The sequence below is a fragment of the Rhodanobacter sp. UC4443_H10 genome (assembly GCF_052978325.1).
Window position 1 is genome coordinate 18,380 of record NZ_CM129668.1, and the last position, 21,812, is coordinate 40,191.

The window sequence follows — 21,812 nt, forward strand, 5'->3', positions numbered from 1 at the left end:
CTCCCCGGGCAGGCGCGCACGATGCGCACCGCGTAGATGCCATGACGAGCGGGCGCGGAAAATCCCCCCAGGCACCGCTCCGCTCAGCGCGGACTCAACACGATGGTGTTCCCGCGCGCGGTGGCCTTGACCGGGAAGCCGCGCGTCAGCAGCCGCACGAAGGCGTCGGTGTTGGACCAGCGGAAGTTGCCGCCCACGCGCATGGCGCCGACCCGCGCATCGTCGATCACGATCTTGCGCTGGTTGTAGCGGTTGAACTCGGCCACGGCGGTGGCCAGCGGGGTGTCGTGGAAGCTGACGAAACCGTTGCGCCAGCTCAGGTATTCCTGCGCCTGCTGCACGGTTCCCGAATGCACGACCACGCCGCCATCGCTGGCGATGGCCACGCTGCCGGCCGGCAACAGGGTGGTGGCCTGGTGCGGGCCGTCGGGACGACCGTCGGATTCCAGCCGCACCAGGCCCTGGGTGACCACCACGCGCAGATCCGCCGCGTCACGGCGCACCGCGAAGCGTGTGCCGACGGCGATCACCCGGCGCGCGTCGGCGCTGACCACGAACGGTCGTGCGCGATCCTTGGCCACGCTGAAGAACGCCTCGCCTTGCTCGAGATCGACGTGGCGTTCGCGGCGCGACCAGGTCAGCCGGATGCGGCTGTCGCTGCTGAGCGTGGCCACCGAGCCGTCCGCCAGTTGCACCTCGCGCAGCTCGCCAACGGCGGTTCGATAGGACGCCTGCTCCACCGCGCCGTACCCATGCCAGGCCAGCGCCAGCGTCACGACCACCAGCAGCGAAGCGGCGACCGCCAGCAGCCGGGCGTGCGGCCAGGATCGGCGTCGCGTGGCTGCCCGCCAGCCGCGCGGAGTCGCGGCAGGGTGCGGTTGCGCCAGCGCAGGTGCACCGGTGTGCGGCGTCGCCCAACTGCCACGCGGCGGCACGCCGCCGGCGCGCCAGCCGGCACCCAGCGCCTGCAGCCGGCCGCTTTGCTGCCACGCCGCGTCGAGCCGCACGTAGGCCACCCGGTGCGCGGTTGACGCATCCAGCCACGCGTCCAACCGGCGCTGGTCGCGCTCGTTCCAGTGCTCGCCGTCGCGTCGGGCCAGCCAGCTCGCGGCGATGTGTTCGATCTCCCTGCTACTGGTCATGACCAAGCTCGATGGCGGTTTCCTGTTCGCCTGCACGGGTGTGGCGATGGGCGTGGCGATCGCCGTGCACATACTGAGCGATCAGCCGCGCGCCCTTGGCGATCTGCTTCTCCACGGTCTTCTCGCTGATGCCCATGCGGGCGGCGACCTGTTTCTGCGACAACTGCTCGACGCGGCGCAGCCAGACCACCTCGCGGCAGCGGTCGGGCAGGCGGTCGAACGCGTCGGCGAGGCGTTTCAACTCCTGGTGTGCGTCCAGCCGGCGGTCCGGCGTGACCTCGTCCACCGAGACGTTCAACGCGTCGATATCACCCACGGCCTCGATCGAGACCACCCGTTCGCGGCGCAGGCGGTCGGTCATCAGGTGGCGCGCCGTGGTGAACATGAACGACTTGGGTTGGGTCGGGCGCGACCGTGCCGCGGCTTCGTAGACGCGCACGTAGATCTCCTGGCGCAGGTCGTGGACCTCCTCGCGACGGAACCAGCTGCGCCGCAGATAGCGCATCAGGGCGCCCTCGTGGACGAGGATTTCGCGGGCAAACCAGCTGTTGAGGGAATTGTCCACGTGGCGACCTTAGCGCCAATCCGGGGCGGCTGGACAGCGGGGCGAACGTGGGGGATATCCGCGGGCCGCTCGTCCCGGACGATAACCACGGACGGGCATGCGCCCGCTCTGTCATGGCCCGGGGAAGTGCCGATGAAAACGTTCCGACCAACTTTCCGCTGGCTGTGGCTGGCGTGCTGCCTGCTGTTGGCGGGCTTCGGGCCCGGCAGCGTGGCCAAGCCGTCGGGTGCGGGCTACGACTATTACCGGATCGGCAAGCTCGACGCCGCGCGCCCCGGAACCACCGAGCCGGCGCTGCTGCTGATGGGCGGTGGTGACTGGCCGCCGGCGGCGTTCGCATGGTTCGCCGCCAGGGGCGGGCACGGGCATTTCGTGGTCCTGCGCGCCTCCGGTGCCGATGAATTGCAGAAGGAGCTGTACGAAGACATCGGCGGCGTGGCCTCGGTGCAGACCCTGGTGTTCCACGACCGCGCGGCGGCCAGCGATCCGCGCGTGCTGGAGATCGTGCGTTCGGCCGACGGCATCTTCATCGCCGGCGGCGACCAGGCCAACTATGTGCGGTTCTGGAAAGGCACGCCGTTGAACGCCTTGCTGGAACGCCATGTGGCGCAGGGCAAGCCGCTGGGCGGCACCAGTGCCGGCCTGGCGATCCTCGGACGCTTTGCCTATGGCGCGCTGGACGGCGGCAGCATCACCTCGGATGAAGCGCTGGCCGATCCGCTGGGCAAGGCGGTGACCGTGGTCGAAGGTTTCCTGCATCTGCCGTACCTGCAGCACGTCATCACCGACACCCACTTCCATGCGCGCAAGCGGCTGGGCCGGTTGGTTGCGTTCATCGCCCGGTTGCGCCACGAGGGGCATGCCGACGTGATCGGCCTGGGCGTGGATGAGGATGCCGCGTTGTGCGTGGAGGCCGATGGACAAGGGCATCTGGTCACCCTGAACGACGGTTTCGCCTGGCTGGTGCGCCCCGCGGGTCCGCCGGCGCGGGTCGTTGCCGGCCAGCCGCTGGACTATCGGGGCATTCGCGTGACCGGCATCGGCCCGCACAGTCGGATCGACCTGCGCGATCTGAGCGTGCAACGCCCGGCGTTCGAGGTCACCGCTGACGTGCGCGACGGCAAGCTTGAGTTGCACGGCGATGCCGTGCCGGCCGCGACGCCGGCACGTTAGCTGGCTTCGGCGCGCGCATGGCGACGCCGGTTGCCGGCGTAGCGATCGTGGTGAGTGGGTGAAGCGGGCATAATCGCCCTTCCGATCTTGCTTTCGCGGACCCGCCATGCCCGGAAAACAGCAGGAAGTCAGTTTCCGTTTTCTCGCCCAGCCCACCGACGTCAACTTCGGCGGCAAGGTGCACGGCGGCATGGCGATGAAGTGGATCGACCAGGCCGGTTATGCCTGCGCGGTTGCCTGGAGTGGAGCGTATTGCGTCACGGCCTCGGTCAGCGGCATCCAGTTCGTGGCGCCGATCCTGATCGGCGACCTCGTCACGGTGAGGGCGCGCCTGATCCATACGGGCCGCAGCAGCATGCATCTGGCCGTCGACGTGATGGCCAGCGACTTGCGCAAGGGCGACCAGCGCCTGGCGACCAGCTGCGTGATGGTGTTTGTGGCGCTGGACGGCGCCGATGGCAAGCCCACCCCGGTGCCATGCTGGGAGCCGCGCAACGAGGCCGACCGGCGCCTGCAGGCCAAGGCCCGGCAACTGCTCGAGTTGTCCCGGGGGATGGAACAGTTGGTCGATCCGCAAGACCTTGCCGACACCTGACGGGCACGACCGGATGGCGCGCCGACATGCGATATGCGTGCCATGAGGTGTTGACAGTTCCCGGCACGATCCACACAATACGCGTTCTTTGTTGGAGGGATACCCAAGCGGCCAACGGGGGCAGACTGTAAATCTGCTGGCTTACGCCTTCGGTGGTTCGAATCCACCTCCCTCCACCAGCAACAAGCGACGCGAAAGCGGCGCGCAAGACACGATTTCCGCGCAGGGCGGGAGTAGTTCAATGGTAGAACCTCAGCCTTCCAAGCTGATGATGCGGGTTCGATCCCCGTCTCCCGCTCCATTGCACTGCAAGTGTCAGAAGCTGTTGATCGACGCGATCGCGGCATAAGTTTCGAATCATCCGGCAGGACGCCGGTCTGTTCTTCGTCATCATGGAGGATGGCTGAAGTTATGAAGAGTCCGACAGGATGTCGGTCTTGTCTTTGCCGTCATGGAGGACGGCTGAAATACACGCTCATGTAGCTCAGTCGGTAGAGCACTTCCTTGGTAAGGAAGAGGTCACAGGTTCGATTCCTGTCATGAGCACCAGCTTCCGGCCTTCACGGCCAGCCCGTAAACGGGCTGTTCTTTTTCTACAATTGATTGACTCCATCGGGGTTTAGCGCGCATGGCAAAGGGTAAATTCGAACGCACCAAGCCGCACGTCAACGTCGGCACGATTGGTCACGTGGATCACGGCAAGACGACGCTGACGGCGGCGCTGACGAAGGTCGGTGCCGAGCGTTTCGGTGGAGAATTCAAGGACTACAGCGCGATCGACGCGGCGCCGGAAGAGAAGGCGCGCGGCATCACGATCTCGACCGCGCACGTGGAATACGAGTCGCCGACCCGCCACTACGCGCACGTCGACTGCCCCGGCCATGCGGACTACGTGAAGAACATGATCACCGGTGCGGCGCAGATGGACGGCGCGATCCTGGTGTGCTCGGCCGCGGACGGCCCGATGCCGCAGACGCGCGAGCACATCCTGCTGTCGCGCCAGGTCGGCGTGCCGTACATCGTGGTGTTCCTGAACAAGGCGGACATGGTCGATGACGCCGAGTTGCTCGAACTGGTCGAGATGGAAGTGCGCGAGCTGCTGAGCAAGTACGACTTCCCGGGCGACGACACCCCGATCATCCACGGTTCGGCGCTGAAGGCGCTGGAAGGCGACCAGAGCGAAATCGGCGTGCCGGCGATCATCAAGCTGGTGGACGCGCTGGACAGCTACATCCCCGAGCCGGTGCGCACGATCGACAAGCCGTTCCTGATGCCGGTGGAAGACGTGTTCTCGATCTCCGGCCGCGGCACCGTGGTGACCGGTCGTATCGAGCGCGGCGTGATCAAGGTGGGCGACGAAATCGAAGTGGTCGGCATCCGCGACACGCAGAAGACCACGGTCACCGGCGTGGAAATGTTCCGCAAGCTGCTGGACCAGGGCCAGGCGGGCGACAACGCCGGCCTGCTGCTGCGCGGCCTGAAGCGCGACGACGTGGAGCGTGGCCAGGTGCTGGCCAAGCCGGGCACGATCACCCCGCACACGGACTTCGAGGCCGAGGTGTATGTGCTGTCGAAGGACGAGGGTGGCCGTCACACGCCGTTCTTCAAGGGCTACCGCCCGCAGTTCTACTTCCGCACGACCGACGTGACCGGTGCCGTGACCCTGCCGGAAGGCGTGGAAATGGTGATGCCGGGCGACAACGTGAAGATGGTGGTGAGCCTGATCCACCCGATCGCGATGGACGAAGGCCTGCGTTTCGCCATCCGCGAGGGCGGCCGCACCGTCGGCGCCGGCGTGGTGGCCAAGGTCATCAAGTAAGTACTCTCATCCCGGCAGCGAGCTGCCGGGGTAACTCCCGCCGTTGAACCGGACACGGCTGCGCCGCGCCGGTTGACGCCGGGGCAAGTCAAGGGCAGCTCCGGAGACGGACTGCCCGAAGCTGTTGATGAATAGTCCGGCGTGGATGCCGGTTTTGCTTTTGCCGTCAGGGATGACGACATAAATTTACGCCAGTAGCTCAATTGGCAGAGCAGCGGTCTCCAAAACCGCAGGTTGGGGGTTCAAGTCCCTCCTGGCGTGCCACTTTTCCCGAGGATTCGGACGGGTGACGATGGCAGGGTCGACCGCAAGGCTCGGCGTGCTGCCGCCACTCGACAAGCGCACATGATTACCAAGGCAGAACAGCCCAAGGGCACCAACGCTGGCGACATCGGCAAGCTGATACTGGCGGGGCTGGTGCTGGCAGCGGGCATCTTTGCCTATTCCTGGTTCGGTCGTGACGGCAGCGTCCCCGTGTCGATGCGCCTGCTGGGCGTGCTCGCCGCGCTGGTGATCGCCGTGGCGATCGCCGCGTTCACCGGGCTGGGGCGGCGGGTCAGGAATTTCCTGGCCGAATCGCAGTTCGAGATGCGCAAGGTGGTCTGGCCCACGCGCGACGAGACGATCAAGACGACCGGCGTCATCCTGCTGGTGGTGATCGTCCTGTCGCTGCTGCTGGGGTTGATCGACCTGATCCTGAAGTCGGTCATCCTCGACTGGCTGTTGAAGCTGGGTGGTTGAGATGAGCATGAGCAAGCGCTGGTACGTGGTGCACGCCTATTCGGGCTTCGAGAACCAGGTCAAGCGTTCTCTCGAGGAGCGCATCAAGCGCGCCGGGATGGAAGAGAAGTTCGGCGAAGTGCTGGTGCCGACCGAGGAAGTGATCGAGATGCGCGGCGGGCAGAAGCGCCGCAGCGATCGCAAGTTCTTCCCCGGCTACGTGCTGGTGCAGATCGAGTGCAGCACCGAGGGCAAGGCGCCACGCATCGACGACGAGTGCTGGCACCTGATCAAGGAAACCCCCAAGGTCATGGGGTTCATCGGCGGCACCGCCGATCGCCCGTTGCCGATCAAGGACAGCGAAGCCGACGCCATTCTCAGTCGCGTGCGCGAGGGCGTCGAGAAGCCCAAGCCGAAGGTGCTGTTCGAGCCGGGCGAGATGGTGCGTGTCACCGAGGGCCCGTTCAACGATTTCAACGGCGTGGTCGAGGAAGTCAACTACGAGAAGAGCCGCCTGCGCGTGGCCGTGTTGATCTTCGGGCGTTCGACCCCGGTGGAACTGGAGTTCGGTCAGGTCGAAAAGGCCTGAGTCCAGGGAAAAGATTGCCCGGAGCGCACTCGCTCGGCATCTTCGTCTTTTCCTCCGCTGGCGGGGGAGGGTAGCGCCGGTCAGGCCGACACTCTCCGCTTCCGATTTCGGTCTTGGTGCCGCAACTGGCACGGGGCTTGCTGATGATCCGGTAAATCTCTATACTGCGCGGTTCACGCGGGGTCTTTTTGGCCCGGCGTGTCCGCGTTTCGGATCTGCACGAGGCAGGTCTTCCTTCCATCCACGGAGCGGTGAACAGCGAGGAGCCGCAAGGCGCCTGGACTCGCGAGGAAAATCCCATGGCAAAGAAAGTTGTCGGTTACATCAAGCTGCAGGTCAAGGCCGGTCAGGCCAACCCCTCGCCGCCGGTCGGTCCCGCCCTCGGTCAGCGCGGCCTGAACATCATGGAGTTCTGCAAGGCGTTCAATGCCGCCACGCAGAAGCTGGAGCCGGGTCTGCCGATCCCGACCATCATCACGGCCTATTCCGACCGCAGCTTCACCTTCATCACCAAGACCCCGCCCGCCACCATCCTTCTGAAGAAGGCCACCGGCGTCGCCAAGGGTTCGCAGAAGCCGAACACCGACAAGGTCGGCAAGGTCACCCGCAAGCAGCTGGAAGACATTGCCAAGCAGAAGGAGCCGGATCTGACGGCTGCCGATCTCGACGCCGCGGTGCGCACCATTGCCGGTAGCGCCCGCAGCATGGGCCTTGTGGTGGAGGGTTAAGACATGGCAAAGCTCACGAAGCGCATGAAAGCCGCGCAGGCCGCGGTGCAGCCGGGCAAGTTCTACGGCCTGGAAGAGGCCCTGAAGATCGTCAAGGACAACGCCAAGGCGAAGTTCGCCGAGTCGGTCGACGTGGCCGTGCGCCTGGGTATCGACGCAAAGAAGTCGGACCAGGGCGTGCGTGGCTCCTCGCTGCTGCCGCATGGCACCGGCAAGACCGTCAAGGTCGCCGTGTTCTGCCCGCCGGGCGAGAAGGCCGAGGCGGCCAAGGCCGCCGGTGCCGACGCGGTCGGCATGGACGACCTGGCCGAGCGCATGCAGGGCGGTGATCTCGACTTCGGTCGCGTGATCGCCACGCCGGACGCGATGCGCGTGGTCGGCAAGCTCGGCCAGTTGCTCGGCCCGCGCGGCCTGATGCCGAACCCGAAGGACGGCTCGGTCACCGCCGACGTCGCCACCGCGGTGAAGAACGCCAAGGCCGGCCAGGTGAAGTTCCGCAACGACAAGGCTGGCATCGTCCACGCCACCATCGGCAAGGCCAGCTTCGAGGCCGCCCAGCTGGCGGACAACCTCAACGCGCTGATCGCCGATGTGATCAAGGCCAAGCCGTCGACGGCCAAGGGCGTGTTCCTGCAGAAAGTGGCGTTGTCCAGCACGATGGGCGTCGGCGTTGCCGTCGATACCTCGTCGCTGACGATCGCCGCCAAGTAATCAAGCCCCGCGTCGACCTCGAAGTCGACGCGGGCAGTTTTTGAGGGCAGTCCCGGCCCGTTCGCGAAGCCGGGATCGCTGTCAAAGACCGCAGGCGCAACCAACGCGCGACGACGACGGGCAGGGAGCTCGAACCTGGCAGGGAATCGCCGCGTCGCCAACGGGGTTGCTTAATCGGAGTCGCCACGATCCGGCCTGCGCAGATGGTGCTGCCCCTACTGGAACGGTTCGTTGTTCAGTTCTGGAAAGGCCAACACCCGGGGCACGAGGTGTCCCCGGCGCCAGGGATGGCGTCGCCCAGGACCGCAAGCGGCAGGAGCCGCGAGCGGAGTTCATTTGGAGGAGTGCAATGGCTCTCAATCTGTCTCAGAAGCAAGAAGTAGTCGCAGAGCTGGCTGAAGTTGCCGCGAAGGCTCACTCCCTGGTCGCTGCCGAGTATGCGGGCACCACGGTCGCTCAGATGACCGCGATGCGCAAGAAGGCCCGCGAATCCGGTGTGTACTTGCGAGTCGTCAAGAACACGCTGGCGTCGCGCGCCGTGGCCGGTACCGAGTTCGAGGTCGTCAAGGACGCCCTGGTCGGTCCGCTGCTGTACGCATTCTCGACGGAAGAACCCGGCGCTGCCGGGCGTCTGATCAAGGAGTTCGCCAAGGACAACGACAAGCTGCAGGCGAAGCTCGTCTCGGTCGAAGGCAAGCTGCTGCCGGCCTCGCACGTCGACGTGCTGGCCTCGCTGCCGACCCGCGAACAGGCGTTGGCCATGCTGGCCCGCGTGCTGGCCGAGCCGGCCACGATGTTCGCCCGCGTCGTCAAGGCGGTGGCCGACCAGCAGGGTGGTGGCGAAGTCGCCGCCGAAGCCCCGGCTGAAGCCGAACCGGCCTGATCGATCTGCGTCTCATCAAACCGAACCGAAATACATCCAGAGGTAAATGCAATGTCCCTGACCAACGAACAGATCGTTGAAGCCGTCGCCGCCAAGTCGCTGATGGAAGTGATGGACCTGGTGAAGGCGATCGAAGAGAAGTTTGGCGTGACCGCCGCCGCCCCGGTGATGGTCGCTGCCGGCCCGGCTGCTGCCGGTCCGGCTGCCGAAGCGCAGACCGAGTTCGACGTGATCCTGAAGAGCGCCGGTGCCAAGAAGGTCGACGTGATCAAGGCTGTCCGCGCGATCACCGGCCTGGGCCTGAAGGAAGCCAAGGACCTCACCGAGGCCGGCGGCGTCCTGAAGGAAGCCGTGTCGAAGGAAGACGCCGACAAGTTCAAGAAGGATCTGGAAGCTGCCGGCGCCACCGTCGAATTGAAGTAATCGGCGTTTGTACGCCGCTGCTTCGACTTGATGTCAAGCGAGCCTGGGAGCGAAAGCTCCCGGGCTTTGCCCGTTTGAACGGGAATGGGGAATGGAGAATGGCGAATCGTCAGTAACGGCCTTCGGGCCTTGACCGATTCCCCATTCTCGATTCCCGAATCCCCGGCCCGGATGGCGTTGGCCGTCCGGCAAAGACAAATCATCCCTTCAGCCGGTGTGTGCACCGCCGGCGTCACTGCGAACCGAGGCGCTACCGATCATGGCCTACTCGTTTACCGAGAAGAAACGCATCCGCAAGGACTTTGGCAAGCGTCCGCCCGTACTGGGCGTGCCCAACCTGCTGACCATCCAGACCGATTCCTACCGTGAGTTCCTGCAGGAGCACGTCGCGCCGAAGCAACGCGGCGAGAAGGGTTTGCATGCCGCGTTGAAGTCGGTGTTCCCGATCTCCAGCTATTCGGGCAATGCCGCACTCGAGTATGTCGACTACCGCCTCGGCGAGCCGGCGTTCGACGAGCGCGAATGCCGCAACCGCGGCATGACCTTCGGCGCACCGCTGCGCACCACCGTGCGCCTGGTCATCTACGACAAGGACAGCCCGGCCTCCAAGAAGGTGGTCAAGTACATCAAGGAGCAGGAGGTCTACATGGGCGAGATTCCGCTCATGACCGACACCGGCACCTTCATCATCAACGGCACCGAGCGCGTGATCGTCTCGCAGCTGCATCGTTCGCCGGGCGTGTTCTTCGACCACGACCGCGGCAAGACGCACAGCTCGGGCAAGCTGCTGTTCTCGGCTCGCGTGATCCCCTACCGCGGCTCATGGCTGGACTTCGAGTTCGACCCGAAGGACGCGCTGTTCACCCGCATCGATCGTCGCCGCAAGTTGCCGGTGACGGTGCTGCTGCGTGCGCTCGGCTACAACAACGAAGAGATGCTGGGCATCTTCTTCGAGCACAACGTGTTCCACCTGGGCAAGAAGGGCGGCACCACGCTGGAGCTGGTTGCCGAGCGCCTTCGCGGCGAGACGCTGAGCTTCGACCTGGCCATCGGCGGCAAGGTGCTGGTGGAAGCCGGCAAGCGCATCACCGCGCGCCATGTGCGCCAGCTGGCGGCCGAGAACATCACCGCGCTGGAAGTACCGGATGACTATCCGGTCGGCCGCATCGTGGCGAAGGACATCGTCGACAGCAAGACCGGCGAGCTGCTGGCGTCGGCGAACGACGAGATCACCGCCGAGCAGTTGGAGAACTTCCGCAAGGCCGGCATCGAGATCGTGCCGACGTTGTACGTCAACGACCTGGACCGCGGCGCCTACATCTCGCACACCCTGCGCATCGACAACACCACGACGCCGCTGGAGGCGCTGGTGGAGATCTACCGCATGATGCGTCCGGGCGAGCCGCCGACCAAGGACGCCGCGCAGAACCTGTTCTTCAACCTGTTCTTCACCTTCGACCGTTACGACCTGTCGAGCGTGGGCCGGATGAAGTTCAACCGCCGCGTGGGCCGCAAGGAAATCCTCGGCCCGGGCGTGCTGTACGACTACAAGTACTTCAGCGAGCGCAAGGAAGAGGAGTCGCAGCGACTGGTCGCCGAGCAGGGCGAGAGCTCCGACATCCTCGACGTGCTGAAGGTGCTGATCGACATCAAGAACGGCCACGGCACCGTGGACGACATCGACCACCTGGGCAACCGCCGCGTGCGTTCGGTGGGCGAAATGGCGGAGAACACCTTCCGCATCGGCCTGGTGCGCGTGGAGCGTGCGGTTCGCGAACGCCTCAGCCTGGCCGAGGCCGATGGCCTGACCCCGCAGGACCTGATCAATGCCAAGCCGGTCGCGGCGGCGGTGAAGGAGTTCTTCGGTTCCTCGCAGCTGTCGCAGTTCATGGACCAGAACAACCCGCTGTCGGAAGTTACCCACAAGCGCCGCGTCTCCGCGCTCGGGCCGGGTGGCCTTACCCGCGAACGCGCCGGCTTCGAGGTGCGCGACGTGCATCCGACCCATTACGGCCGCGTCTGCACCATCGAAACGCCGGAAGGCCCGAACATCGGCCTGATCAACTCGCTGGCCGTTTACGCGCGCACCAACGCCTACGGCTTCCTCGAGACGCCGTACCGCAAGGTGGCCGGCGGCAAGGTCACCGACACGGTCGATTACCTGTCGGCGATCGAGGAGGGCGACCACGTGATCGCGCAGGCGAACTCGCCGCTGGACAAGCATGGCGCCTTCATCGAGGACTTCGTGTCCTGCCGCTTCCGCGGTGAATCCGAGCTGCGCCCGGCGTCCGAAGTGGACTACATGGACGTCTCGCCGATGCAGACCGTGTCGGTCGCCGCGGCGCTGGTGCCGTTCCTTGAGCACGACGACGCGAACCGCGCGCTGATGGGCGCGAACATGCAGCGTCAGGCGGTACCGACCCTGCGTTCGCAGACCCCGCTGGTCGGCACCGGCGTCGAGCGAGCCGTGGCGCGCGACTCCGGCGTCATCGTCTCGGCCAAGCGCGGCGGCGTGATCGACCAGGTCGACGCGGCGCGCATCGTGGTGCGCGTGAACGAGGACGAGGTGGGCGACAACGACGCCGGCGTCGACATCTACACGCTGACCAAGTACACCCGCTCCAACCAGAACACCAACCTCAACCAGCGTCCGCTGGTCAACGTCGGTGACGTGGTGGCAAAGGGCGACACGCTGGCCGACGGCTCGTCGACCGACCTGGGCGAGCTCGCGCTCGGCCAGAACATGCTGATCGCGTTCATGCCGTGGAACGGCTACAACTTCGAAGACTCGATCCTGCTCTCCGAGCGTGTCGTGCAGGAAGACCGCTACACCTCGATCCACATCGAGGAGCTGTCCTGCATCGCGCGTGACACCAAGCTGGGCGCCGAGGAAATCACCGCCGACATCCCGAACGTGGGCGAGCAGGCGCTGGCGCGGCTGGACGAGTCCGGCATCGTCTACATCGGTGCCGAGGTGAAGGCCGGCGACATCATGGTCGGCAAGGTCACGCCGAAGGGCGAGAGCCAGCTGACCCCGGAAGAGAAGCTGCTGCGCGCGATCTTCGGCGAGAAGGCATCCGACGTGAAGGACTCGTCCTTGCGCGTGCCGCCGGGCATGGACGGCACCGTCATCGACGTGCAGGTGTTCACCCGTGACGGCATCGAGAAGGACAAGCGCGCCAAGCAGATCGAGGAAACCGAGGTCAAGCGGGTGCGCAAGGATCTGGACGACCAGTTCCGCATCCTGGAAGGCGCGATCTACAGCCGCATGCGCACCCAGCTGGTCGGCAAGACCGCACAGAGCGGTCCGGGCGGCCTCAAGCGCGGCACCGAGATCACCGACGCCTACCTCGACGGCCTGAAGAAGGACGACTGGTTCAAGATCAACGTCAAGGACGAGGACGTCACCGAGTTCCTCGAGCGTGCCGCCGACCAGATCAAGCGCCACAAGGAAGAGTTCGACAAGCGCTTCAAGGAGAAGCAGGGCAAGATCACCCAGGGCGACGACCTCGCGCCGGGCGTGCTGAAGATGGTCAAGGTGTTCCTGGCCGTGAAGCGCCGCATCCAGCCGGGCGACAAGATGGCCGGCCGCCACGGCAACAAGGGCGTGGTTTCCAACGTGGTGCCGGTCGAGGACATGCCGTACATGGCCAACGGCGAGGCGGTGGATATCTGCCTCAACCCGCTGGGCGTGCCTTCGCGCATGAACATCGGCCAGATTCTGGAAGTGCATCTGGGCTGGGCCGCCAAGGGCCTGGGCAAGAAGATCCAGAAGATGCTCGAGGCGCAGGAGAAGGTGGTCGAGATCCGCAAGTTCCTCGACCAGATCTACAACACCCACGTCGCCGGCGCGGTGCAGCACGTCGACCTGAAGTCGCTCACCGACAAGGAGATCCTGGCGCTCGCCACCAACCTGCAGGAAGGCGTGCCGATGGCGACGCCGGTGTTCGACGGCGCCGAGGAGACCGAGATCAAGGCGATGCTGAAGCTGGCGGATCTGCCCGAATCGGGCCAGACCACGCTGTACGACGGCCGCACCGGCGAGGCGTTCGATCGCCCGGTCACCGTGGGCTACATGCATTACCTGAAGCTCAACCACCTGGTTGACGACAAGATGCACGCACGCTCCACCGGCCCGTACTCGCTGGTCACCCAGCAGCCGCTGGGCGGCAAGGCGCAGTTCGGCGGCCAGCGCTTCGGCGAAATGGAAGTCTGGGCGCTGGAAGCCTACGGCGCGGCCTACACCCTGCAGGAAATGCTGACGGTGAAGTCCGATGACGTGCAGGGCCGCAACCAGATGTACAAGAACATCGTCGACGGCAACCACGAGATGTCGGCAGGCATGCCGGAGTCCTTCAATGTGCTGGTGAAGGAAATCCGCTCGCTCGCCATCAACATCGACCTGGAAGAGGTCAAGTGATTGACGGGGTTCGGGATACGGGATTACCAGACATTCGTCTGTTAAAAGCCGGGATTTGCAAAAGCAAACCCGGTCCCGGCCCCGGATCCGGCGAACCTGATCTTGTTCGAACCGCGGACCTCGACCCAAGAATTTGCTCCGACCGGAGATTCAAATGAAAGACTTGCTCAACCTCTTCAACCAGCAGCGTGCGACGCCGGATTTCGACGCGATCAAGATCGCGCTCGCATCGCCGGAGCTGATCCGCTCGTGGTCGTACGGTGAAGTGAAGAAGCCGGAGACGATCAACTACCGTACCTTCAAGCCGGAGCGTGACGGCCTGTTCTGCGCGGCCATCTTCGGTCCGGTGAAGGACTACGAGTGCCTGTGCGGCAAGTACAAGCGCATGAAGCATCGCGGCGTGGTCTGCGAGAAGTGCGGTACCGAGGTCACCCTGGCCAAGGTGCGTCGCGAGCGCATGGGCCACATCGAGCTGGCCAGCCCGACCGCCCACATCTGGTTCCTCAAGTCGCTGCCCTCGCGCATCGGCCTGATGCTGGACATGACCCTGCGCGACATCGAGCGCATCCTGTACTTCGAAGCCTTCGTGGTGATCGACCCGGGCATGACCGCGCTGGAGCGCGGCCAGCTGCTCAGCGAGGACCAGTACCTGGAGGCGACCGAGGAACACGGCGACGAGTTCGACGCGCGGATGGGTGCCGAGGCGGTATTCCACCTGCTGAAGTCGCTCGACCTGCCGGGCGAAGTCATCCGCCTGAAGGAAGAGATCGCCTCCACCAATTCCGAGACCAAGCTGAAGCGGCTGACCAAGCGCGTCAAGCTGATCGAGGCGTTCCTGGAATCCGGCAACAAGCCGGAGTGGATGGTGCTGACCGTTCTTCCCGTGCTGCCGCCGGATCTGCGTCCGCTGGTGCCGCTGGATGGCGGCCGCTTCGCGACCTCCGACCTGAACGACCTGTACCGCCGCGTCATCAACCGCAACAACCGTCTGAAGCGGCTGCTCGAGCTCAATGCGCCGGACATCATCGTGCGCAACGAGAAGCGCATGCTGCAGGAATCGGTCGATGCGCTGCTCGACAACGGCCGCCGCGGCCGTGCCATCACCGGCACCAACAAGCGCGCGCTGAAGTCGCTGGCCGACATGATCAAGGGCAAGCAGGGCCGCTTCCGCCAGAACCTGCTCGGCAAGCGCGTGGACTACTCCGGTCGTTCGGTGATCGTGGTCGGCCCGACCCTGCGCCTGCACCAGTGCGGTCTGCCGAAGAAGATGGCGCTCGAGCTGTTCAAGCCCTTCATCTTCGCCAAGCTGCAGGCGCGTGGCGAAGCCACCACCATCAAGGCGGCGAAGAAGCTGGTCGAGCGCGAAGAGGCCCAGGTGTGGGACATCCTCGAAGAGGTGATCCGCGAACATCCGGTACTGCTGAACCGTGCGCCGACCCTGCATCGCCTCGGCATCCAGGCGTTCGAGCCGAAGCTGATCGAAGGCAAGGCGATCCAGCTGCATCCGCTGGTCTGCACCGCGTTCAACGCCGACTTCGACGGCGACCAGATGGCTGTCCACGTGCCGCTGTCGATCGAGGCGCAGCTGGAAGCGCGCACCTTGATGATGTCGACCAACAACATCCTGTCGCCGGCGAACGGCGAGCCGATCATCGTGCCGACCCAGGACGTCGTGCTGGGCCTGTATTACCTGACCCGTGAGCTGATCAACGCCAAGGGCACCGGCATGGTGTTCTCCGGCATTGGCGAGGCACGTCGCGCATACGACAACCGCGCAGTCGAGTTGCACGCCAAGGTCAAGGTGCGCATGAAGCTGGTGCACATCGCCGAAGACGGTACCCGCACGCAGCAGACCAGGATCGTCGATACGACGGTCGGTCGCGCCTTGCTGGCCGAGATCATGCCCGAGGGCCTCCCGTTCGAGCTGGCCAACACCGAGCTGACGAAGAAGAACATCTCGCGTCTGATCAACTCCAGCTACCGTCTGCTGGGCCTGAAGGACACGGTCGTGTTCGCCGATCAGCTGATGTATGCCGGCTATCGCTACGCGACTCGTTCGGGCATCTCGATCGGCATCGACGACATGCTGATTCCGGCCGAGAAAAAGCCGATCCTGGAAGAGGCCGAGAAGGAAGTCGTCGAGATCCAGCAGCAGTACCAGTCCGGTCTGGTCACCGCCGGCGAGCGCTACAACAAGGTGGTCGACATCTGGTCGCGCACCAGCGAGCTGGTGGCCAAGGCGATGATCGACGGCATCGGCACCGAGAAGGTGGTCGATGCCGACGGCAAGACGGTCAACCAGAAGTCGATGAACTCGCTGTACATCATGGCCGACTCCGGCGCGCGTGGCTCGGTGGCGCAGATTCGCCAGCTGGCCGGCATGCGCGGCCTGATGGCGCGCCCGGACGGCTCGATCATCGAGACCCCGATCAAGGCCAACTTCCGCGAAGGCCTGAACGTGCTGCAGTACTTCAACTCGACCCACGGCGCCCGCAAGGGCCTGGCCGATACCGCGCTGAAGACCGCCAACTCCGGTTACCTGACCCGTCGCCTGGTCGACGTGGCGCAGGACGTGGTCATCACCATGGACGACTGCGGCACCGAGGACGGCATCACCATGCAGCCGATCGTCGAAGGCGGCGACGTGGTCGAGCCGTTGCGCGACCGCGTGCTCGGCCGCGTGGTGGTCGAGGACGTCTACGCTCCGGGCGACGACGACCAGCCGATCGTCACCCGCGACACCCTGCTCAACGAGGCACTGGTCGAGAAGCTGGACAAGGCCGGCGTGCAGATCATCAAGGTGCGTTCGCCGATCACCTGCGAAGCCGAACATGGCGTGTGCAAGCTGTGCTACGGCCGCGATCTGGCCCGTGGCCATCTGGTCAACATGGGCGAGGCCGTGGGCGTGGTGGCCGCGCAGTCGATCGGCGAGCCCGGCACCCAGCTGACCATGCGCACCTTCCACATCGGCGGTGCGGCTTCGCGTGCGGCGGCGGTGGACAACGTGACGGTGAAAACCACCGGTTCGCTGAAGTACAACAACCTGAAGTCGGTGCAGCACAAGCAGGGCCATCTGGTGGCGGTGTCGCGTTCCGGCGAACTGAGCGTGATCGACGCCAGCGGCCGCGAGCGCGAGCGCTACAAGGTGCCGTACGGCGCCACCATCGCGGTCAAGGACGGTGCGGCGGTCAAGCCGGGCCAGACCGTGGCCAACTGGGACCCGCATACCCATCCGATCGTCACCGAGGTGGCCGGCGTGGTGCGCTTCATCGACTTCCTCGACGGCGTCACCGTGCAGAGCCAGACCGACGAACTCACCGGCCTGGAGTCGGCGGTGGTCACCGATCCGAAGCGCCGCGGCGCGCAGGCGAAGGACCTGCGTCCGATCGTGCGCCTGGAAGACGCCAAGGGCCGCGAGCTGAAGCTGCCGGGCACCGACATTGCCGCGCAGTACTTCCTGCCGGCCGGTGCGATCGTGTCGATCCAGAACGGCGCCGAGGTGGGCGTGGGCGACGTGATCGCGCGCATTCCGCAGGAAAGCTCGAAGACCCGCGACATCACCGGCGGTCTGCCGCGCGTGGCCGACCTGTTCGAGGCGCGCAAACCGAAGGAGCCGGCGATCCTGGCCGAGCGTTCGGGCATCGTCAGCTTCGGCAAGGACACCAAGGGCAAGCAGCGCCTGGTCATCAAGGACGTCGACGGCAACGAGCACGAGGAACTGATTCCGAAGTGGCGTCAGGTCATCGTGTTCGAGGGCGAGCATGTGGAGAAGGGCGAAACCGTCGTCGACGGCGAGCCGAGTCCGCATGACATCCTGCGCCTGCTGGGCGTGGAGCCGCTGGCCGGTTACCTGGTCAAGGAGATCCAGGACGTGTATCGCCTGCAGGGCGTGAAGATCAACGACAAGCACATCGAGGCGATCATTCGCCAGATGCTGCGCAAGATCGAGATCGTCGAGCCGGGCGACAGCCATTACCTGCGCGGAGAGCAGATCGAGCGCGTGCGGATCAACGCCGAGAACGAGCGGGCCGTGGCCAAGGGCGAGCGACCGGCCGAATACCAGTCGATCCTGCTTGGCATCACCAAGGCTTCGCTGGCGACCGAGTCGTTCATTTCGGCCGCCTCGTTCCAGGAAACCACCCGCGTGTTGACCGAAGCTGCGGTGCGCGGCACCCGTGATACCTTGCGGGGCCTGAAGGAAAATGTTATTGTCGGCCGTCTCATTCCGGCAGGCACGGGCTTGGCGTACCACGCATTGCGTCGTCGCCAGGGCGGTTTGACCGCCACGGAGCTCGAGACGCTTTCCGGAACCACGCCTGCGACCCCGGTCGCAGAGGTGACCGGTGCAGATGGTGGTGCCGAGTAAGCCCGTTCGAGGCTTCACTCGCTGACATACGAAATGAGGCGCAGGGACGCGCCTCGTGTTCGGGTCAAGGACGGCAGGGCGTCAGCTTGCCCATGGCAAGCGGCTCATGTTAAATTCCCGCTTCTTGGCAGACCGAGCTTGATCGGGCTGCCTTTATGTTTTCAGGAACAGCTACGCATGACGACAGTCAACCAGTTGGTGCGCAAGAACCGCAGTCCCAAGACCTACAAGAGCGGTTCGCCGGCCTTGCAGAGCAGCCCGCAGCGCCGCGGCGTCTGCACGCGCGTTTACACCACCACCCCGAAAAAGCCGAACTCGGCCCTGCGCAAGGTCGCCAAGGTGCGCCTGACCAACGGTTTCGAGGTCATCAGCTACATCGGCGGTGAAGGGCACAACCTGCAGGAGCACTCCGTGGTGCTGATCCGCGGCGGCCGTGTCAAGGACCTGCCGGGTGTGCGCTACCACACGGTGCGCGGCAGCCTCGATTGCGCCGGCGTGACCAAGCGCCGCCAGTCGCGTTCCAAGTACGGCGCCAAGCGCCCGAAGAAGTAACGCCCGGGCCTGCCAGGCAGGCAGGCGGGCAGGGTCGACCGCCCGGGTTGCCGGGTCGGGCACCTGCAAGAGTGAGACATCTGGAAAGTGCGGCCATGGACGGGCGCTTTGGCTTCGCAGGCGGGATGCCTGCAAAAACATCGATGCGGCCATAACGGCTGCTTTTCGTGCGGGCAGGGTTGCCTGCGAAAACAACGGACAACAAACATGTCGCGCAAAGGTTCACATCCCGCCCGTCTGGTTCTGCCGGATCCCAAGCATGGCAGCCAGCTGATTGCCCGCTTCATCAACATGGTGATGAAGAGCGGCAAGAAGTCCGTGGCTGAGAGCATCGTTTACGGTGCGCTGCAGCACATCGGCGAAAAGAATGCCGAGCCGGTGGCCCTGGTCGAGAAGGCACTGAACAACATCGCCCCGGCGGTCGAGGTGAAGTCCCGCCGCGTGGGTGGTGCCACCTACCAGGTGCCGGTCGAGGTGCGTCCGGGCCGTCGCATGGCGCTGGCGATGCGCTGGGTCATCGATGCTGCCCGCAAGCGTGGCGAAACCTCGATGCCGCGCAAGCTGGCTGCCGAGCTGCTGGAGGCCTCCGAAAGCCGCGGCGGCGCCGCCAAGAAGCGTGAAGAGACGCACCGCATGGCCGAGGCCAACAAGGCCTTCTCGCACTATCGCTGGTAATTGAGTTGCGCTTGCCGCCAAACAGTGGCGGCGAGCGACAAAAGCCGCCGTCCATGGCGGACCAGGGATACCGGGCCGCTTCAATGGCGGCCAAAAGCAAGCCGCCTTCAAGGGCGGATTTCTCACAAGCTCTCGGCCCGGACGGCCGCGTCCAGACATGGGGCAGGGCTGCCCGGCAAAGGTAATCATCCATGGCACGCAACACTCCCCTCGACCGCTACCGCAACTTCGGCATCATGGCCCACATCGATGCCGGCAAGACCACGACCACGGAGCGCATCCTGTTCTACACCGGCGTCAGCCACAAGATCGGCGAGGTGCATGACGGCGCGGCCACCATGGACTGGATGGAGCAGGAGCAGGAGCGCGGCATCACCATCACCTCCGCGGCTACCACGGCCTTCTGGAAGGGCATGGATGGTTCGATGGAGCAGCATCGCTTCAACATCATCGATACCCCCGGACACGTCGACTTCACCATCGAGGTGGAGCGCTCGCTGCGCGTGCTCGACGGCGCCGTATTCGTGCTGTGCGCGGTCGGTGGCGTGCAGCCGCAGTCCGAAACCGTGTGGCGCCAGGCCAACAAGTACAAGGTGCCGCGCCTTGCGTTCGTCAACAAGATGGATCGCACCGGCGCCAATTTCGAGAAGGTCGTCGGCCAGCTGAAGTCGCGCCTCGGTGCCCACCCGGTGCCGATGCAGGTGCCGATCGGTGCCGAGGACAACTTCACCGGCGTGATCGACCTGTTGCGCATGAAGGCGATCAGCTGGGACATGGAAACCCAGGGCATGAAGTTCGAGCTGAACGACATCCCCGCCGAGCTGGCCGACAAGGCGGCCGAGGCGCATTCCTTCATGGTGGAATCCGCTGCGGAAGCCACCGAAGAACTGATGAACAAGTACCTCGAAGGCGGCGACCTCTCCACCGAGGAGATCATTGCCGGCCTGCGCCAGCGCACGCTCGCCAACGAGATCATTCCCGTGTTCTGCGGTACCGCGTTCAAGAACAAGGGTGTGCAGGCGATGCTCGACGCCGTGGTGCAGCTGTTGCCGTCGCCGGCCGACCGCCCGCCGGTGGCCGGTATCGACGAGAACGAGCAGGCGGCCACGCGCAAGGCCGATGACGCCGCGCCGTTCTCCGCGCTGGCGTTCAAGATCATGACCGACCCGTTCGTGGGCTCGCTGACGTTCTTCCGTGTCTACTCGGGCACGCTGAACTCGGGCGATGCCGTGTACAACCCGGTCAAGAGCAAGAAGGAGCGCATCGGCCGCATCCTGCAGATGCACGCGAACGAGCGTCACGAGCTGAAGGAAGTGCGTGCCGGCGACATCGCCGCCGCGGTCGGCCTCAAGGACGTGACCACCGGCGACACGCTGTGCGCGCAGGATCACGTGATCACCCTGGAGCGGATGACGTTCCCGGAGCCGGTGATTTCGATGGCGGTCGAGCCGAAGACCAAGTCGGACCAGGAAAAGATGGGCATCGCGCTGGGTCGCCTGGCTGCCGAAGATCCGTCGTTCCGCGTCCGTACCGACGAGGAATCCGGTCAGACCATCATTTCCGGCATGGGCGAGCTGCACCTGGACATCCTGGTCGATCGCATGCGCCGCGAGTTCAACGTCGAGGCCAATGTCGGCAAGCCGCAGGTGGCTTACCGCGAGACGATCCGCGCTTCGGACGTCAAGTCGGACTACAAGCACGCCAAGCAGTCGGGCGGCAAGGGTCAGTACGGCCACGTCGTGATCGAGCTGTCGCCGATGACGGAAGAGGAGCGCAAGAGCCCGGACGTCAAGGACGATTTCCTGTTCGTCAACGAGATCACCGGCGGCGTAATCCCGAAGGAGTTCATCCCCTCGGTCGAGAAGGGCCTGCGCGAGACCATCACCAGCGGTCCGCTTGCCGGGTTCCCGGTGGTGGGCGTCAAGGTGAAGCTGGTGTTCGGTTCGTACCACGACGTCGACTCGTCGGAAATGGCGTTCAAGCTGGCCGCCTCGATGGCGTTCAAGCAGGGCTTCAACAAGGCCAATCCGGTGCTGCTCGAGCCGATCATGAAGGTCGAGGTGGTGACTCCGGAGGAATATGTCGGTGACGTGATGGGCGACATGAGCCGCCGTCGCGGCCTGCTTCAGGGCCAGGACGACACGCCGTCGGGCAAGACCATCGACGCGATGGTTCCGCTGGGCGAGATGTTCGGATATGCGACCACCATCCGCTCGCTGACCCAGGGTCGTGCAACCTTCACGATGGAGTTCGACCACTACGCCGAGGCACCGAACAACATCGCCGAGCAGGTGATCAAGAAGGCCTGATTGGCGCGATCGTCCTGATCGCAAGAGCAAGATCAAACAGCGGCCATCCATGGCCGTACTCTTCAAGAAAAGCAGTGCGACCTTCGACGGGTCGCGTAGGTTGAAAGCGACGCGGCGGACGCCGCACTGACGAACGTTCCAG

General features: G+C 65.0%; 16 protein-coding genes and 4 tRNA genes. 18 read left to right on the forward strand and 2 right to left on the reverse strand.

The genetic code is table 11. The features are described 5' to 3' along the window. Nucleotides 1–83 precede the first annotated feature (83 nt). Both ACVCMB_RS00095 and ACVCMB_RS00100 read right to left on the reverse strand, forming a co-directional pair. Nucleotides 84–1,142, reverse strand: a complete 1,059-nt coding sequence (locus tag ACVCMB_RS00095; protein ID WP_447105818.1) for a FecR family protein — start codon at nt 1,140–1,142, stop codon at nt 84–86. Then, the gene (locus tag ACVCMB_RS00100) at nt 1,132–1,707 is read right to left on the reverse strand and encodes an RNA polymerase sigma factor (protein WP_395117244.1); all 576 of its coding nucleotides are present in this window, start codon (nt 1,705–1,707) and stop codon (nt 1,132–1,134) included. The genes ACVCMB_RS00095 and ACVCMB_RS00100 overlap by 11 nt, the downstream gene beginning before the upstream one ends. A 132-nt stretch (nt 1,708–1,839) precedes the next feature. Between ACVCMB_RS00100 and ACVCMB_RS00105 the strand changes: the two genes are divergently transcribed. From ACVCMB_RS00105 to fusA, 18 genes are all read left to right on the forward strand, one after another. Continuing rightward, nucleotides 1,840–2,880, forward strand: coding sequence for a cyanophycinase (locus ACVCMB_RS00105; RefSeq protein ID WP_447105819.1), 1,041 nt, complete (start codon nt 1,840–1,842; stop codon nt 2,878–2,880). Between the two features lie 106 nt (nt 2,881–2,986). Beyond that, nucleotides 2,987–3,475, forward strand: a complete 489-nt coding sequence (locus tag ACVCMB_RS00110; protein ID WP_395117248.1) for an acyl-CoA thioesterase — start codon at nt 2,987–2,989, stop codon at nt 3,473–3,475. Nucleotides 3,476–3,568: 93 nt separating this feature from the next. Continuing rightward, nucleotides 3,569–3,654: transfer RNA gene (locus ACVCMB_RS00115), tRNA-Tyr, on the forward strand. Nucleotides 3,655–3,702: 48 nt separating this feature from the next. Further along, nucleotides 3,703–3,776, forward strand: a tRNA-Gly gene (locus ACVCMB_RS00120). A 172-nt stretch (nt 3,777–3,948) separates the two neighbouring features. Further along, a tRNA-Thr gene (locus ACVCMB_RS00125) sits at nt 3,949–4,024 on the forward strand. 79 nt (nt 4,025–4,103) lie between these two features. Further along, entirely contained in the window at nt 4,104–5,294 is a 1,191-nt protein-coding gene (gene tuf, locus ACVCMB_RS00130) for an elongation factor Tu (RefSeq protein ID WP_395117250.1), read from the forward strand. A 188-nt stretch (nt 5,295–5,482) separates the two neighbouring features. Then, nucleotides 5,483–5,558, forward strand: a tRNA-Trp gene (locus ACVCMB_RS00135). Nucleotides 5,559–5,639: 81 nt separating this feature from the next. Next, nucleotides 5,640–6,035, forward strand: coding sequence for a preprotein translocase subunit SecE (gene secE, locus ACVCMB_RS00140; RefSeq protein ID WP_395117252.1), 396 nt, complete (start codon nt 5,640–5,642; stop codon nt 6,033–6,035). A gap of 7 nt (nt 6,036–6,042) precedes the next feature. After that, nucleotides 6,043–6,603 (forward strand): transcription termination/antitermination protein NusG, encoded by a 561-nt coding sequence (gene nusG / locus ACVCMB_RS00145; protein ID WP_136258106.1) that lies wholly within the window; start codon nt 6,043–6,045, stop codon nt 6,601–6,603. Nucleotides 6,604–6,902: 299 nt separating this feature from the next. Next, on the forward strand, nt 6,903–7,331 hold the full coding sequence (gene rplK, locus ACVCMB_RS00150; RefSeq protein ID WP_027491701.1) for a 50S ribosomal protein L11: 429 nt from the start codon (nt 6,903–6,905) through the stop codon (nt 7,329–7,331). A gap of 3 nt (nt 7,332–7,334) precedes the next feature. Continuing rightward, nucleotides 7,335–8,042 (forward strand): 50S ribosomal protein L1, encoded by a 708-nt coding sequence (gene rplA / locus ACVCMB_RS00155; RefSeq protein ID WP_395117254.1) that lies wholly within the window; start codon nt 7,335–7,337, stop codon nt 8,040–8,042. 349 nt (nt 8,043–8,391) lie between these two features. Next, nucleotides 8,392–8,925, forward strand: a complete 534-nt coding sequence (gene rplJ / locus ACVCMB_RS00160; protein WP_136258108.1) for a 50S ribosomal protein L10 — start codon at nt 8,392–8,394, stop codon at nt 8,923–8,925. Nucleotides 8,926–8,976: 51 nt separating this feature from the next. Continuing rightward, entirely contained in the window at nt 8,977–9,348 is a 372-nt protein-coding gene (gene rplL / locus ACVCMB_RS00165) for a 50S ribosomal protein L7/L12 (RefSeq protein WP_136258109.1), read from the forward strand. A gap of 256 nt (nt 9,349–9,604) precedes the next feature. Then, on the forward strand, nt 9,605–13,768 hold the full coding sequence (gene rpoB, locus ACVCMB_RS00170) for a DNA-directed RNA polymerase subunit beta (RefSeq protein WP_395121355.1): 4,164 nt from the start codon (nt 9,605–9,607) through the stop codon (nt 13,766–13,768). 154 nt (nt 13,769–13,922) lie between these two features. Continuing rightward, nucleotides 13,923–18,134, forward strand: a complete 4,212-nt coding sequence (gene rpoC / locus ACVCMB_RS00175) for a DNA-directed RNA polymerase subunit beta' (RefSeq protein ID WP_395117258.1) — start codon at nt 13,923–13,925, stop codon at nt 18,132–18,134. A gap of 177 nt (nt 18,135–18,311) precedes the next feature. Then, the gene (gene rpsL, locus ACVCMB_RS00180) at nt 18,312–18,686 is read left to right on the forward strand and encodes a 30S ribosomal protein S12 (protein WP_007083021.1); all 375 of its coding nucleotides are present in this window, start codon (nt 18,312–18,314) and stop codon (nt 18,684–18,686) included. A gap of 207 nt (nt 18,687–18,893) precedes the next feature. Beyond that, complete coding sequence (gene rpsG, locus ACVCMB_RS00185; protein ID WP_007514548.1) at nt 18,894–19,361, forward strand: 30S ribosomal protein S7; 468 nt, start codon at nt 18,894–18,896, stop codon at nt 19,359–19,361. A gap of 191 nt (nt 19,362–19,552) precedes the next feature. Next, nucleotides 19,553–21,670 (forward strand): elongation factor G, encoded by a 2,118-nt coding sequence (fusA, locus tag ACVCMB_RS00190; protein WP_395117261.1) that lies wholly within the window; start codon nt 19,553–19,555, stop codon nt 21,668–21,670. Nucleotides 21,671–21,812 lie beyond the last annotated feature (142 nt).